General features: G+C 66.6%; 11 protein-coding genes and 3 pseudogenes. 6 read left to right on the top strand and 8 right to left on the bottom strand.

Translation table 11 applies throughout. From position 1 onward, the window contains the following. Positions 1 to 5 precede the first annotated feature (5 nt). Positions 6 to 416, top strand: coding sequence for a cupin domain-containing protein (locus ACQPWU_RS01090; RefSeq protein WP_433436221.1), 411 nt, complete (start codon positions 6 to 8; stop codon positions 414 to 416). A gap of 138 nt (positions 417 to 554) precedes the next feature. Here ACQPWU_RS01090 and ACQPWU_RS01085 read toward each other — a convergent pair whose 3' ends face one another. Then, positions 555 to 1,430 carry a helix-turn-helix domain-containing protein gene (locus tag ACQPWU_RS01085; RefSeq protein WP_433436219.1) on the bottom strand — a complete coding sequence of 292 codons (876 nt, stop codon included), beginning with the start codon at positions 1,428 to 1,430 and terminating at the stop codon, positions 555 to 557. A gap of 105 nt (positions 1,431 to 1,535) precedes the next feature. On the opposite strand from ACQPWU_RS01085, the gene ACQPWU_RS01080 reads away from it, so the two are divergent. Beyond that, entirely contained in the window at positions 1,536 to 2,504 is a 969-nt protein-coding gene (locus ACQPWU_RS01080) for an alpha/beta hydrolase (RefSeq protein WP_433436217.1), read from the top strand. A gap of 20 nt (positions 2,505 to 2,524) precedes the next feature. Here the strand turns inward: ACQPWU_RS01080 and ACQPWU_RS01075 are convergent, their stop codons facing one another. Then, entirely contained in the window at positions 2,525 to 3,421 is an 897-nt protein-coding gene (locus ACQPWU_RS01075; protein WP_433429273.1) for a transposase, read from the bottom strand. Positions 3,422 to 3,557: 136 nt separating this feature from the next. Here ACQPWU_RS01075 and ACQPWU_RS01070 point away from each other — a divergent pair. The 4 genes and pseudogenes from ACQPWU_RS01070 to ACQPWU_RS01055 all read left to right on the top strand — a co-directional run bounded on the left by ACQPWU_RS01070 (position 3,558) and on the right by ACQPWU_RS01055 (position 9,627). Further along, positions 3,558 to 4,537, top strand: a pseudogene (locus ACQPWU_RS01070) (IS5 family transposase). 702 nt (positions 4,538 to 5,239) lie between these two features. Then, positions 5,240 to 7,057, top strand: coding sequence for an ABC transporter ATP-binding protein/permease (locus tag ACQPWU_RS01065; protein WP_433436215.1), 1,818 nt, complete (start codon positions 5,240 to 5,242; stop codon positions 7,055 to 7,057). A gap of 299 nt (positions 7,058 to 7,356) precedes the next feature. Next, positions 7,357 to 7,815: pseudogene (locus tag ACQPWU_RS01060) on the top strand (IS3 family transposase); the annotation flags it as partial. A 159-nt stretch (positions 7,816 to 7,974) separates the two neighbouring features. Continuing rightward, positions 7,975 to 9,627: an IS4 family transposase gene (locus ACQPWU_RS01055; RefSeq protein WP_433436213.1), complete on the top strand. Its 1,653-nt coding sequence runs from the start codon at positions 7,975 to 7,977 to the stop codon at positions 9,625 to 9,627. Positions 9,628 to 9,849: 222 nt separating this feature from the next. On the opposite strand, the gene ACQPWU_RS01050 is transcribed toward ACQPWU_RS01055, so the two are convergent. From ACQPWU_RS01050 to ACQPWU_RS01025, 6 genes and pseudogenes are all read right to left on the bottom strand, one after another. Then, the gene (locus tag ACQPWU_RS01050) at positions 9,850 to 10,293 is read right to left on the bottom strand and encodes a hypothetical protein (protein ID WP_433436211.1); all 444 of its coding nucleotides are present in this window, start codon (positions 10,291 to 10,293) and stop codon (positions 9,850 to 9,852) included. 454 nt (positions 10,294 to 10,747) lie between these two features. After that, positions 10,748 to 10,945: pseudogene (locus tag ACQPWU_RS01045) on the bottom strand (transposase family protein); the annotation flags it as partial. 22 nt (positions 10,946 to 10,967) lie between these two features. After that, positions 10,968 to 12,611 (bottom strand): IS1182 family transposase, encoded by a 1,644-nt coding sequence (locus ACQPWU_RS01040; RefSeq protein ID WP_433445132.1) that lies wholly within the window; start codon positions 12,609 to 12,611, stop codon positions 10,968 to 10,970. Between the two features lie 20 nt (positions 12,612 to 12,631). Then, the gene (locus ACQPWU_RS01035; protein ID WP_433445131.1) at positions 12,632 to 13,477 is read right to left on the bottom strand and encodes a transposase family protein; all 846 of its coding nucleotides are present in this window, start codon (positions 13,475 to 13,477) and stop codon (positions 12,632 to 12,634) included. 5 nt (positions 13,478 to 13,482) lie between these two features. Next, a complete protein-coding gene (locus tag ACQPWU_RS01030; protein WP_433436209.1) occupies positions 13,483 to 13,827 on the bottom strand; it encodes a hypothetical protein in 345 nt (114 codons plus the stop codon). 285 nt (positions 13,828 to 14,112) lie between these two features. Next, on the bottom strand, positions 14,113 to 14,328 hold the full coding sequence (locus tag ACQPWU_RS01025; RefSeq protein ID WP_433436207.1) for a transposase: 216 nt from the start codon (positions 14,326 to 14,328) through the stop codon (positions 14,113 to 14,115). Positions 14,329 to 14,382: the final 54 nt, after the last annotated feature.

Raw genomic sequence — 14,382 nt, 5'->3', positions numbered from 1 at the left:
AATACATGAGCGCTGAGCACGCACACCTGCCCCCAGGCGTTGAGGTGATCACGACCCTGCCGGAGGCGGCGGCCCGGATCCCGGCCGGCGCCGAGGCCAGGACCATCCGGGTCACCCTGGCGCCCGGCGACCCCGGCGCGCCACCGCACCGGCACCCCGGGCCGCTCTTCGGCTACGTGACCCAGGGCGAGATCCTCTTCGAGCTGGAGGGGCAGCCGCCTCGGGTGCTCAAGGCCGGTGACGCCCTGTTCGAGCCCGGAGGCGACGTGATCCACCTCCAGGGCGCCAACAACCTTCCGGACGCGCAGTCGCAGCTGGTGGTGACCATGTTCGCGCCGCCGGGTACGCCGATTCTGACCCTGGTCAGCGCGGAGGAGCTGGCCGAACGACGACACCTACGAGTTACCCAGCCATGATTCGCTGATGCTCGGCCATGCTTGCTTCCGGAGTTCGCGCCGCGGCTGACAGCGGCGCACTACCTCCGCCGGATCGGCCCGCGGAGGGAAGAGCACGGCCGTACCGGCAATCGGCCGAGCTCGGCCGGGACACGCTCATCATCGCGGCGCGGAAGGGAGACTCTCGCTCGGCTGCCCGGGCGCCCATGAGGTGAGGATGAGCAGCGCATCGTGCGACGGGGAACCGGGCTCGGCGGTGAGGACCATGAGGCGCTGTCCCGAGCCGTCGGGACTGCTCCAGGTGTCGCAATCGAGGGTGAGATCGCCGACCAGCCGATGCCGGTAGCGCTTGGTGCCATAGGCGGCGTTGTTGACGCGATGCTCCGCCCACCAGGTACGGAAGTCGGCGTCCCCCACGGACAGCTCACCGACGAGGCGAGCGAGCTGGGGGTCGTCGGGGTTGGCCGCGGACTCCATGCGTAGAGCGGCGACCGCGTCGCGGGCGTCGTGCTCCCACTCCAGGTGCATGCCCCGGATGATCGGGTCGGTGAACAACAGGTACAGGTAGTTGCGCCGGTCCGCAGGGAGCTGCGAGAAGTCGGTGTACAAGGCGGCGGCGCCCGCGTTCCATTCCAGGATGTCCAGCCGTTTGCCCAGAACGACGGCGGGGGTACCGGTGAGCTGATCGAGCAGGCGCCGCATGGCGGGGCGCACGCGCTGCGCGGGCCGACGCCTTCGAGGCCGCGCGTCGGTCTTGCCGGCCAGTTGATACAGGTACCGCTGCTGGTCGTCGTCGAGACGCAGTGCCTGAACCAGCGTGGCGAGCACCGACGCGGAGGCTCGGACACGACCCTGCTCCAGCCGCGTGTAGTAGTCGACGCTGATCGCGGCGAGCTGGGCGACCTCCTCGCGGCGAAGCCCCGCGACCTTGCGGCGAGAGTCCTGCTCGGGCAGGCCGAGGTCCTGCGGGGCCAGTTGTGCCCGGCGAGCCTTGAGGAAGGCGCCGAGTTCGCCGGGGCCGGACATGGTGCTCATGTCCTCCATTGTCGGGCTTGAAGTGGTGAGGGTGAGGGGGCAGGTCTTTTCCCAGGCAAGAACTCGCCGCTTTTGCCTCCCCACGACTGCGACGACTGTGGACACGTGCCCGGCACCGTGCCGGGCCGGCTGACCGCGGAGAGTCCCATGGCGAAGATCGACGTCACCTTCCACAGCGCCGGCATCCCGCTCGCCGGCCATCTCCACCTTCCCGACACCCCGGCCGAGGGGCCGCGTCCGGCGATCGTCGTCGGCCACCCCGGCACTGGTGTGAAGGAACAGGCCGCCGGCCTCTACGCCCGCCACCTGGCCGAAAAGGGGTTCGTCGCGCTCGCCTACGACGCGGCCTACCAGGGCGAGAGCGGCGGCGAACCTCGCGGCCTGGAGGATCCCGCACAGCGCGTCGAGGACCTCAAGGCCGCCGTCTCCTTCCTCACCAGCCGGGGCGACGTCGATCCGGACCGCATTGGCGTGCTCGGCATCTGCGCCTCCGGCGGCTACGCCCTCTCGGCCACCGCGGGCGACCGCCGCGTCAAGGCCCTCGCCACCGTCAGCGCCGTCGACGTCGCCCGCCAGTTCCGCCTGGGGGCCGACGGCGCCCAGGACCCGGCCGTGTTCCTCGGCATGCTGGACGCCGCGGCCCACGCCCGCACCACTGAGGCCCGGGGCGAGGAGCCGCCGGTGCTGACTCTCTTTCCCGACACCGTCGAGCAGGCCTATGCGCTGGGTGGAGAGCACGGTGCCGAGGGCTTCGAGTACTACCGCACCGAACGTGCCCGGCATCCCCGCTCGGCGGGCTTCCTCACATGGAACAGCATCGACAAGATGGCGGCCTTCGACGCCTTCGCGCCGATCCCGCTGATCGGGCGCCGGCCGCTGCTCATGATCGTCGGCACCCGCGCCGTCACGTCGTGGATGAGCGTCGAAGCCTTCCAGCGCGCCACCGGCCCCAAGGAGATCCACTGGATCGACGGCGCCAGCCACGTTGACCTCTATGACAACAAGCAGTACGTGGACCTCGCCGTCGAAAGGATCGCCGGGTTCTTCGGCGAGAACCTGGTCCGGGCGGCCTAGATCGCTGATGTGAATTTGGGTTAGTGGTCGTAGGCGGTCAGGGACCGTTTCACGGGTGCGTCGGTGTTCCAGTTGTGCCAGATTGCGGCGTTGAGGGCGAGGATGCGCTGGCTGATACGGGCCCAGAGGCCGTCGGGGTGGCGGGCGTTGTGGCGTTCGAGGCCGAGCTGGTTCTTCAGTGTCCAGATGATCGCCTCGATGCGCTGGCGCAGCCAGCCGGGAAAGGGCAGGGCGCGTGCAGGCTCGTCTTCGCGGGTCGGCCGGATCAGGAGATGACCCAGATCGGCGGCGGCCTTCTCGATGCCGGCTCCGGCGAATCCCTTGTCGCACACGATCGGGCATGGCCCGTCGGCTATCTGGTGGACGTGCAGCAGGTGCAGGGCCTGCTTGCGTTCATCGAGCTCTTTGGGGTGGGCCAGGCTGAAGCCGGTCACCGCGCCATCAGCGGTAGTGATCAGCATCAGCTTGGCGCCCCAGTAGAAGGCGTGGTGGGACTTGTCCATGCCGTATCCGGCGATCTCACCCAGGTGTGATCTGTTGACCGTCACTCGCGAGGCGCCGCAGCGGATCGGGGTGCCGTCCATCAGCCGCAAAGGCTCGTGCCAGGTCGGGACCTGGCGGGCCAGCCACAACGCCGCCGCCGACATGGCCGGCCCCAGATCACGCAGTTGCCGGTTGTACTGCGACTGGGACGGCAGCCTGGGGAACAGGTGCCCGATCCGGCTGGCCGCCATCCGCATCCAGCGGCGTTCGTCATCACACCGCAGCAGCACCTGCGCCACTGCCACGACCACCGCCTCGGCCGGGGTCAGCACCGGCGGCCGGCCCCGTCCGCGAGGCCGTCCCCGCGAAGGCATCACGTGATCGTCCAGATGCACATAGAGTGCGGTCAGAAGGGCGTCTAAGTCAGTCTTCACACACCGACAATGGACGCCCTTCGTCACGCCCGCGGCCGATCACCAAAATTTCACATCAGCGATCTAGGGGCTGTACGGAGTTGAGATCAGAGGGATCGCCTGCGGTACGGCCGTGGACCCTGGTAGGCCATCGGGCATGGCGCGTGGAGATCTCACCGACGAGGAATGGTCCTTGATCGAGCCTCACTTGCCGCTGGGTGAGCGGGGTCCGATCCCGGACCTGCGGCAGCAGTTCAACGCGGTGATGTGGCGGTTTCGTACCGGCAGCCCGTGGCGGGACCTGCCCGTCGAGTACGGGCCATGGTCCACCGCCTACGACCGGTTTCGCTCCTGGGCGCTCAACGGCGTATTCGAGCAGCTGATGCAGGCGATGATTGCCGAGGCCGCCGCCCGTGGGCAGGCCGACCTCGACCTGGTCAGCGTGGACTCCACGACGGCCCGCGCCCACCACCACGCCGCCGGAATGGCCCTGGACGGCGAGTTGGCCGCAGCGCTGCAAGAGGCCGCCGAACGGGAAAAGGGGCTACGCCAAAGGGGCAAAACCCCCGCGACGACGGCCTCCGCGAAGACGGGGACGGCCGACGGCGGATACGCCGCCGACACCGGTTCCGACTGAAGGCGGCCCAGCTGGGTCGCTCGCGGGGCGGATTGACCAGCAAGGTGCACCTGTCGGCCGACCGGCGATGCCGTCCGCTGTCCTTCGTCCTTACCCCCGGCCAGGCCGGAGACAGCCCGCAGTTTCGCGCGGTGCTGGAGCGCATCAAGATCCGCTTGCCGATCGGCCGTCCGCGTACCCGGCCGGGCGCAGTGGCCGCCGACAAGGCCTATTCCTCCCGCGGCAACCGCGTCTACCTGCGCCGGCGCCGGATCAAGGCGGTCATCCCGGAGAAGGCCGACCAGGCGGCCAACCGCAAGAAGCGCGGCTCCCGCGGCGGCCGACCGGTCGGTCATGATGCCGAGCTCTACAAGCAGCGCAACACGGTGGAACGGTGCGTCAATCGGATCAAGGAGTGGCGTGGGCTGGCCTTCCGGTTCGATAAGACGCCCGACAGCTATCTGGCTGGCCTGCACTTACGCGGAGCCGTCTTGTGGATCCGAAGCCTCCGACCGGTCTGAAGATCCGAACCTCGTACAGGCTCTAGCTCCGGAACCGCTTGCAGCGGACGTTCATGCCCACCAGCAAATCCGCCGCCCGCTTCCAGACGGCCGCCGTCCTGTACCCGGTCACCCGTCCTCGGCGTCTGCCATCCGCCGCATCATTGCCCTCGCCACCGGCCTCATCGGCTTGATCGCGCCAGAGGCAGGGCGCTGCAGGCGGTCTGCGACATCGCCACCTGCGCCGACGGAAGAGGGAGTGGCGCCAGGAACGGTGGCGTTGCTCGGCGGCCCGCAGCTGCGCGCGCACCGTGGCGGTCTCGGTGCGAGCCTGCTCGCGGCGGCCTCGGCGCTCTCGCCGCGGTCGCGCTGCCGCTGAACTTCCTCGGGAGGTGGCGCGCTGGCGCTCCTGGAGGGGCGGCCAGGCCGCGTTCGGAGGTGAGGCCCGCTCACCAACCGGCCCTGCTCCTTCAGCAGCCGCAAGGTGCTCGCGGTGCGCCGACCAGGCCGGCGGCCACCGGTGGCCGCCGGCGAAGATTGGCGACTCGAACGACTCCCTTCGCGAGTTGAGCTCTCCAGGTCGCTCGTCACACTCTGTGCATATACGTTTCCGGAATGGAGTTGTTCACCCCGACGCTCGACTGGGGCTCCGAGGTCTGGACATCGCTGGCGTGGATCGCCAAAGCCTGGGCGATCGCCGCGGTGTGCACCTTGGTGGTCCTCGTGCTGATCGGCCTGCTCACGACGTGGGGCAGGCAATTCTGGCGCATCACCGGCGCGTACTTCACCGGTCCGGGGAGCGTCAAGGTCTGGCTCTGGCTCAGCGGCCTGCTGTTGTCGGTGGTCACCGGCGTCCGGCTGGCCGTGCTGCTCAGCTACCAGGGCAACGACATGCTGTCCAGCCTGCAGGTCGCGGTTCAGGGCATCGCCGTCAACGACAGTCAAGTCAAAGGCTCCGGCGAACGGGGCTTCTGGATGTCCCTGTGTGTCTTTTGCATCCTGGCGGCGATACACATCGCCCGACTGCTGCTGGATCTGTTCCTGCTCCAGCGGTTCGCGCTGGCCTGGCGCGTCTGGCTCACCGACAGGCTGACCGGAGACTGGCTCGACGGCAAGGCCCACTACCGGTTGCGATTCATTGACGACGCCATCGACAACCCCGATCAGCGTATTCAGTCCGACATCGACCTGGTCACCGCCGGAAACGGACCGCTGCCCAACCTCCCGAGCAACGGCGGGACGTCCAGCACGCTGCTGTTCGGCGCGATCTCCGCGGTCACCTCGATCGTGTCGTTCACGGCGATCCTGTGGAATCTCTCGGGCTCGCTTTCCGTCTTCGGGGTCGAGATCCCCAGGGCGATGTTCTGGATCGGGCTGGTCTATGTCCTCGTCGCCTCCGTCATCGCATTCTGGATCGGGAAGCCGATCATCTGGCTGGCCTTCCGAAACGAGAAGTTCAACGCGGCGTTCCGTTACGCCTTGGTGCGCCTGCGCGATGCGTCGGAGGCGATTGCGTTCTACGGCGGGGAGCTCGCGGAGCGCTCAGGGCTACGGCGGCTGTTCGTCCCCGTTGTCGCCAACTACAAGCGGTATCTGAACAGGACCATCGGCTTCAACGCCTGGAACTACGCGATCAGCCAGAGCATCGTGCCCCTGCCCTATCTTCTGCAGGCGCCGCGGCTGTTCGCCGGCAAGATCCAGCTTGGTGATCTCACCCAGTCGGCGTCGGCATTCAACGAGATCCAGGACGGCCTGTCGTTCTTCCGGAACGCCTACGACGCCTTCGCCGGGTACCGGGCGGCGATCATCCGGCTTCACGGTCTGGTCGTCGCCAACGAAGAGGCAAGGGCGCTGCCGGAGGTGACGACTCTGCCCTGCGTCGATGGGGCGGTTCAGCTGGAGGCCGTCGAGGTCCGCACCCCTGACGGACGGCAGTTGATCAAGCCGCTCGACATGCGGCTCGAAGTGGGTGACACGTTGGTCGTCACCGGGCCATCCGGCAGCGGCAAGACCACGCTGTTGCGCAGCCTCGCCGCGTTGTGGCCGTTCACCACCGGCACGCTGACCCGGCCGTGCGGGCCCAACGAGACGATGTTCCTGTCGCAGCTGCCCTACGTACCGCTGGGCGACCTGCGCGCTGTCATCACATATCCCGGAGAAGAAGGCACCGTCGATGACGAGACCCTGCGCGGCACGCTGCAGAAGGTCGCGCTGTCGCACCTCGTGGCCCGGCTCGACGAGGTGCAGGACTGGGCCAAGGTGCTTTCCCCGGGTGAACAGCAGCGGATCGCGTTCGCACGGATTCTGCTGACGAAGCCGAAGGTGGTGTTCCTCGACGAGTCGACCTCGGCGTTGGATGAGGATCTGGAGTTCATCCTCTATCAGCTAGTGCGGTCAGAGCTGCCCGGCACCATCGTCGTCAGCGTCAGCCACCGCTCGACGGTCGAGCAGCACCACACCCATGAACTCGAGCTGCTCGGCGAAGGCGAATGGCGCTTCGGTCCGCTGGGAGACGGCAGACCGGAACCCGCTCTGGCGTGAGACTAACCTCATCCGCCCGACCGGCCAACCACCCGACACCCGAACCTGACCCCCGCCGTCAACGACCCGAGCCGCGTCCACCTCGCGATCGAACGACCCCGAGCCGCTGCTGCGTGGTCGGCTGTCCGAGCAGGGCGTCATGTGCCTTGATCCCTTCGTTCAGTAGCTGCCAACGGCGGGCCAGAGGCGGATGGTCCCTGAGGACGGCCAGAGCTTAGCGTGGAGAATCGGATTTCGCCGGTGGCCAGGTACGTTGTCACGACCTGCCCGCATGTGGTCGCCGAGAGGGAATGGTAGTCCTCTGCCTGGCGACCGTACTGGACTGTTTCAGTCGCCGGGTGGTGGGCTGGTCAATCGCCGATCACATGCGCACCGACCTGGTCCTCGACGCGCTGAAGATGGCAGCGGCAACCCGTGGCGGCCTGGCCGGCTCGGTCTTTCACAGCGATCACGGAGCGCAATACACCTCCAAGGACTACGCCGCCCTGTGCCGTGAGCTGGGCGTCACCCAGTCCATGGAAGCCATCGGGACCAGCGCCGACAACGCCGCCTGCGAGAGCTTCCACGCCTCCCTCAAACGCGAGACGCTCCAGGGCACACCCCACTACGGAGATGCCGCTACCTGCCGACGCGCGGTCTTTCGATGGCTGACCCGCTACAACACCCGCAGAAGGCATTCGGCCAACCAGCACCTCAGCCCTGTCGCCTACGAGCGCCTACACCAGCAAAGATCGGCTAGGCTGACGCTGGCCGCATGACACACCCCAGCGCGTGTCCACTTCCGTGGGGGAAGGCCCAAGGCCAGGTAGTTAAGGTTGCCGTGGCGCTGTCAAGCCCACGAGTTCTCAGGACATGGGAACGGAGATCCAGTAGAACGGTGATCTTCCACAACCAGCCGTCGAAGAACTGGATCTCCGTTGCTTGCCGAGTATGCCAGCTCTGCTGTTTCCCACGCTGTCGAGACGGACTCTTCGCCCCGTTCGGCAGCGGGGCGATTGTTCGCTCCCGGGCATTTGGGGGAGTTGACCGCGCTCGTGCCGTTCGAGCTCGTCGATGCGGTCCTTGATGAGACATGTAACGTGCAGCGTCGTCTGCGCGCTCTGCCCTCGCGTGTCGGGGTCTACTTCCTGCTGGCGATGTGTCTGTTTCCCGAGGTCGGCTACCTGCTGGTCTGGCAGAAGCTGACGGCTTCGCTGGCTGCCTTGCCGGTCGTGACGCCCATTGCCAAAGCGCTGCGTGATCTGCGCCGCAGGGTCGGCGGCGCGCCGATGCAGCGCCTGTTCGGGGTCCTGAGCGGACCGCTGGCCCAGCCCACGACGCCCGGAGTACGGTTCGGGGTCTACCGCACGGTCTCCTTCGACGGCTGCAGTTCTCTCAAGGCCCCCGACACCGTCCGTAACCGGGCCTGGCTGGGCAGCCCTGGCCACGGCGGCTATCCCCTGCTGGAGCTGATGACGCTCGTCGAGACCGGAACGCGGGCCCTGATCGGCGCGGTCTTCGGCCCCACCGGCGAGGGCGAGAGCGGCTATGCCCGCCGCCTGCTGCACCTGCTGAAGCCGGACATGCTCGTGTTATGGGACAAGGGCTTCGACGGCAACGCCTTCCTCGCCCAGGTCAGCGCCACCGGCGCCCAGGTGCTCGGCCGGCTGCGCAGCAACCGGCGCACCCCCATCCTGGCCATGCTCACCGACGGCTCCTACCTGTCGGTGATCGGCGCCTTGCAGATCCGCGTCATCGAGGCCCGCATAACAGTGACCTGCGGCGACGGCACCACCTTCACCGGCACCTACCGCCTGGCCACCACATTGACCGATGCCCGCCGCTACCCGGCCGCCGCCCTGGTCAGGCTCTACCACCAGCGATGGGAACACGAGTCCGCCTACTACGCGCTCCGCCACACGATCATGCAAGGGCGGATCCTGCGCTCAGGCGACCCCGCCGGCCTGGAACAGGAGATGTGGTCGGTGCTCACGCTCTATCAGCTCCTTCGCACGGTGATGGTCGACGCCGCCGAGACCCGGCCCGGCACCGACCCCGACCGCTGCGGCTTCTCCATCGCCCTGCACGCCGCCCGCGACCTGGTGCTTCAGCCTGGCGACAACCCCGGCAACGCCACCGGCCTGGTCGGAACCATCGGACGCCGCGTCCTGGCCGCGATTCTGCCACCCCGCCGCCCGCGTGTCAGCACCCGCAAGGTCAAATCACCCATCTCCCGCTACAACGAACGACTCGACGACGGCAGACCCGACCACAGCCGCACCATCACCGACCTCGGCATCACCCTCCTGCCACCCCCACCCACACTGCCTGCCGCGTCCCGAGACGAGCGACCCATCGCCCCGACCGACCGCCGCAGACAACAGCAGGTCCTGGCCCTCTTTCACCAAGACCCCAACCGCCCCTGGCCGGCCCGTGACATCGCCCAACACCTCGGCGATGTCACTCTGAACACGATGTATCGGCAGCTATCGCGCTGGGCCGCCAGCCGACTCATCCACAAGATCAAACCAGGCGTCTACACCGCCGACCCGATCTCCGCAACGCCCTTGCCAGCAGCTCAGAAACCTTAACTACCTGGCCTTGGGGGAAGGCCCAGAAACCCCAGGTCGTTGGCTGATCACCGTGCAATTGGCGTGCAATTAGACTGGGTAACGAGGATCAATCACGGTCACCCGGGGCCGGGTTTCCGCCCATCTCAGAGCCGTCACGTGCTGAGATCTTTGCAGTTCCCAAGCTGACAGCGCGGATTCGATTCCCGTCCGCTGGCAGCCCAGCCCTTGCAGACGGGATAACTAGGCAGGCGGGGGCATTCCCGGTAGCCGCTCTGCCGAAGCCGTACCGTGCCTACTCGCTTTGAGGAGGCGTTTGGCCTGGTGCCGTGTTCGCTGGCTGATGTCCCGATGTTGCTGAAGCGCCACGAGAAGTTCTTCGAACACCGGAACCTCTTCCACGCGGATCCAATCAACGGCGAGTGAGACCCAATATGGGGCTAGGGCGGTCAACTCCATCTCGATGATGACGCGCACCACCTGAGCAAAGTCGGGGGTATCTTCCGCGCGGTGCACAGTGACCTCTGCTTCCACGGATTCCCTTGATCTCTCAAGCAACGGCAGCAGCCACACTGCTGTATCGAAGCTCAGAGGCAGAGTCCCCCGCTCAGTGGACCTAACCAGCCAAGAACCGTTCTCGGTGATGAGCCATGGACCGGTCGGCTTGACCGCGAGTACGAAGGCCATGACTCACACTTTTACAGAGTCTGGTACTGCAAGGGAGCCACATAGCCACCCACACGACCATCCAGCACTGCTCAGGAGCCTGGCGCGATCTGATGAACATGGCAGGGGCAGTCCTGATAAGGAAGAGGTCCCAGGTTCAAGTCCTGGTAGCCCCACCCAGCTCGAAGGCCCGTACGGATAATCCCCGACGGGCCTTCGACGGCAACGTCACTCGCACTCAATCCCCGAAGAGCTTCCTCGAGATCTTTTCGATCGCTTCTCTGCGTGCGTCCTGATCGCCGTGCGTGTAGATCTCCATCGTGAGCGAGATGCCGCGTGTGCCCTACAACAGCTCCATGCGACGAGGCCATGCATCTGGCCGCCCGTAAGAAAAGATACGTCGGAGAGCGCCGCGTAGTTCCTCGCGCGCATGAGCCTCAATGGCCAGCGTCACCTCAATTAACCTATTTCAGCCTCATACGGCCTGGGCAACGCGATGGTTTTGAAGGACGGCGATGGCCTTGCACAGGTGGCCGGCCTTGGACGGGCTGCAGCGTAGCTTTCGGAGGATCTTCCAGCTCTTCAGCTGGGCGTTCGCGCGTTCGCCGGGTCCGCGGAATTTGGCGTGGGCACGGTTGGCCCGCTTCTGAGATTCAGGCTTGTCCTTGCCCTTGACCCTGCTGGCCAACTCGGGTTCAGGCCGTGAGGGTCTGGTCGAGGCGGGCGAGGTGGCTAGTACGAGTGCGGTCGAGGGGGTGGCCGTTCCACCAGGCATCGAGCCGGGAGAGATTGAGAGCAGTAGCTGCGATGACGTGTTCGAGGTGGACCTTGCGGGGTCCGCGATAGCGGGCTCGGCGGATGCCGGTGATGGCGACGGCTTGCCGGATGGTGCCCTCTACTCCGGCGCGGATCTTGTACTTGTGCTGCCAGTTTTGGCTGCTCTGCTGGGAGCGGGCGGCGTCGAGGGCTTGTTGCTGGGCTTGGGTGTGGCGCAGGGTGATCTGGCGTCGGCCGCTGGTGCTGCGGGTGCATGCGGTCCTGGCGGGGCAAGGCGTGCAGGTCTTCGCCGAGAATCTGACCACGATGGTGTCCAGGCCGCGTTGGATGGTCGGAGTCCAGGAGATGCTGGTCTGTCCTTGGGGGCAGGTGGCCTGCTTGGCGGTCCAATCGATGGTGAACGCGGCCCGGCCGTATCCGGTAGCGGCGCGGGCCTGGGGAGAGGAGTCGAACCGCACCGGTGCGACCAAGGCCAGCCCGTAGAGATCACGGGCTGAGACGATCAGTTCGGCCGTGGCGTATCCGGCATCGACATAGTGCTCGGCCGGAAGCAAATCCCGCCGCTGGAGTCCTTGATGGATCGAGGCTGTCATGGCCATGTCCGCGACGGTCGCGTCGGTCGTCGCCACGTTCGTGATCAGGTTCGGCGGCGAGCTCGCGTCGTCGTCCTCGCCGTTCCTGCTGGTGCCGCAGGTTTCGCTGATGTGCACTTTGTAGCCGTTCCAGAACACGTCGGCTTTGGCCGACCAGCGCGTGTCGAGATCGTAGGGCGAGGCCAGCCGGTGTCTGCCGGGCGGCAGCCCCGCTCCGCCGTCGCGCAGGGGCCGCCGCCGTTGGATCACCTCCCGCCCACGGGCATCAACGGTCCGGACGAAGTTCTGGATCAACATCACGCGCAACGCCTGCACCGCGGGTAGTTCCCGCAGCCAGGCAGGGGAGAACGGCGCGTAGAGGGCCGCGCAAAGCGCGTACCCGTCAGCGCCGTAGGCCCGCGCGAGCTGCTCCTGCTTGGCCTTGGAGGCCGGAAGCCGCCAGGAGTCGACTCGTGCCCGATACCGATCCGCCCAGTCCGACACCTCCAGAACCTGTTCCACCCAGCCGGGCGCGGCAGCCGCGAGGGCTTCCAAAGCGGCCCGCACGCATTCGCCGGCCAGCTCCACCCGGTTCAGGTCCCGCACCGCCGAGATCACATGCGTGGCATCGGTGCGCTGTTTCCCACCCGCTTTCACCAGCCCTTTGTCCTTCAGCGTCTCCAGCAGCAGATCCAGGACCCGTTCCTCCAGCCCATGCGCGATCACCCGGGACCGGAACTCACTCAACACACTCGCGTCAAATCCCGGATCATCCAGCTCCAGTCCCAGCGCGTACTTCCACGACAGATCCGTCCGGACCGCTTCAGCGGCCCGCCGATCGGTCAGGTTCTCCACTCGCTGCAACACTGTGATTAACGCCAGGCGGCCCGGAGACCAGCCCGGCCGCCCCTCCGCCCCGAACGCGGCCACGAACTGCTCATCGGCGAACAACTCACCCAGCTCATCCCGCACCCGAACCGGTAACGGCATCTCCCGCCGCCCCCGGTACATCACCCGGATCGCCTCAGCCACCAACAGCGACGGCTCCGGCCACGGGCATGGCTGCACAGACATCGGAACACCCCAAACGCAGCCAGGATAAGGGAACGAGGGCCGCCCTTCATGATCCACCTGACCCGGCAGATCACGAACCACACCACGCGCGCCGCGAGTTCGCCAGCAGGGTCTCCCTTGTAGGGCGTGATGACCGGGCCCTCGGCGCCCTGATATGCCTTGTCGGCGAGGGTGATGATCCCCGCCTTTTCGAGTTCGCGCAGGATGCCCCAGATCCGGGCGGCGCTCAGATCGTGGGCCTTGCCGGGCAGGGCTCCAGACGTCCACAGGATGGTGCCGTCCGGTGAGGCGATGACCTGCACGTTCATGCCGTGCACCCGGTGTTTGCCGGAGAAGTAGGGCCGGTCGGCCTTGATCCGGTCGGTGCGGATCAGCGTGCCGTCCAGCACCAGGTAGTGCAGCCCGTCCCGCTTCGCCTTGCGCAGCGCCTGGCCCAGCTTGGGCGAGCGCGCCGACAACAGTGCCACTGTCTCCTCCACATACCGCCACGCGGTCGAGGCCGACACCCCGAAACCGGCCGCGAGCTCGGTATAGGTCTCGCCCTTGCGCAGGTAGACCAGCACCAGCAGGGACTGCCGGCCGGGGTTGAGCCGCGGCCAGATCGATCCGATGGCCTTACGGTGACGCCGGATGACTCCGGCGACGTAGTTCAGGGTCTGATGCGACAAATCGACGGCAGCACGATAGAACAACACCTGAAGCTCCTGGTTGCGACGGTGTGGGTTGTGGTGATCAACCCGTCTGCCAGGAGCTTCTTCACGCCACCGGCCGAACAGCGGCATCGCGATCATGCTGTGACCAGGGCACTCGCCACGGAGCCTGAAAAAGGTTCAATGATGTGGTCATCGAAGCAGTAGAGACTGGCCGCAGCGTCGTCTAGGACCACCGTTAGCCGCTGATCGTCCATGATGATCTCCCTCACGCAGCCATAGGCAGCCACCCCGTTGTCTACGACGAGGCAGTAGGTGTAGTCGTCGTCGATCTCCTCATCGTCCTCGATCTCGTAGAGAGAGCATTGAAACATTAGGCTTTGGCCGGTCCCGTCGGGATTCTCAGCGACGCCGGCCGACAGACACTCAAGCTCAAGGTCTTCATCGACCCCTGCGACGCAAGCAGTAAAGGTGAGAGACATGTCGGGAGCCTACGCATCGGCCCCGAACATTGCCGGACGATCTCAGTTACCGAACTCGATCCGGAGCGAGGCTGGAGTCGTACCACGCGCCCGATGATCTTCCTGATAAGGAAGGGGTCCCAGGTTCAGGTCCTGGTAGCCCCACCAACAGGTAAAAGCCCCTTTTCGAGGTGGCCCGAGCACCGTCGCGCCAGTTGTAGTAGCCGACCCGGTTGAGACCGATCACCTGGCACGGCTGCTTCACTCCGAAGGCGTCCCGATGGTCTTCGACGAACTGGAAGCGGCTCACCAGTGTCCGGGTGCGGGTGGTCTGCGACGCGGCCGGCGGCCCGGACGGCGCCTCGCCTCGGCGGGCGCGAGCACGCGCAGCACCCACTCGCGCAGGCTGCCCCGGCTCACCCCCAGATCGGCGGCGATGTCCTTATAGGTCCCCCCGGGCGTGGACTCGCACAGGGCCATGGCATCGGCCTTGGACTCATCCGAGTAGTCCTTCAACACCATCGGCGGTCTTCTCGCTTCCTCTGGATCAAGCAAGATCCAGTATCAGCGTGTCAG

Source organism: Nonomuraea sp. CA-141351 (assembly GCF_050944675.1).
Classification (GTDB): Bacteria; Actinomycetota; Actinomycetes; order Streptosporangiales; family Streptosporangiaceae; genus Nonomuraea.
The sequence above is the reverse complement of the archived record's forward strand: the minus strand, read 5'-3'. Positions and strand labels throughout refer to the sequence as shown.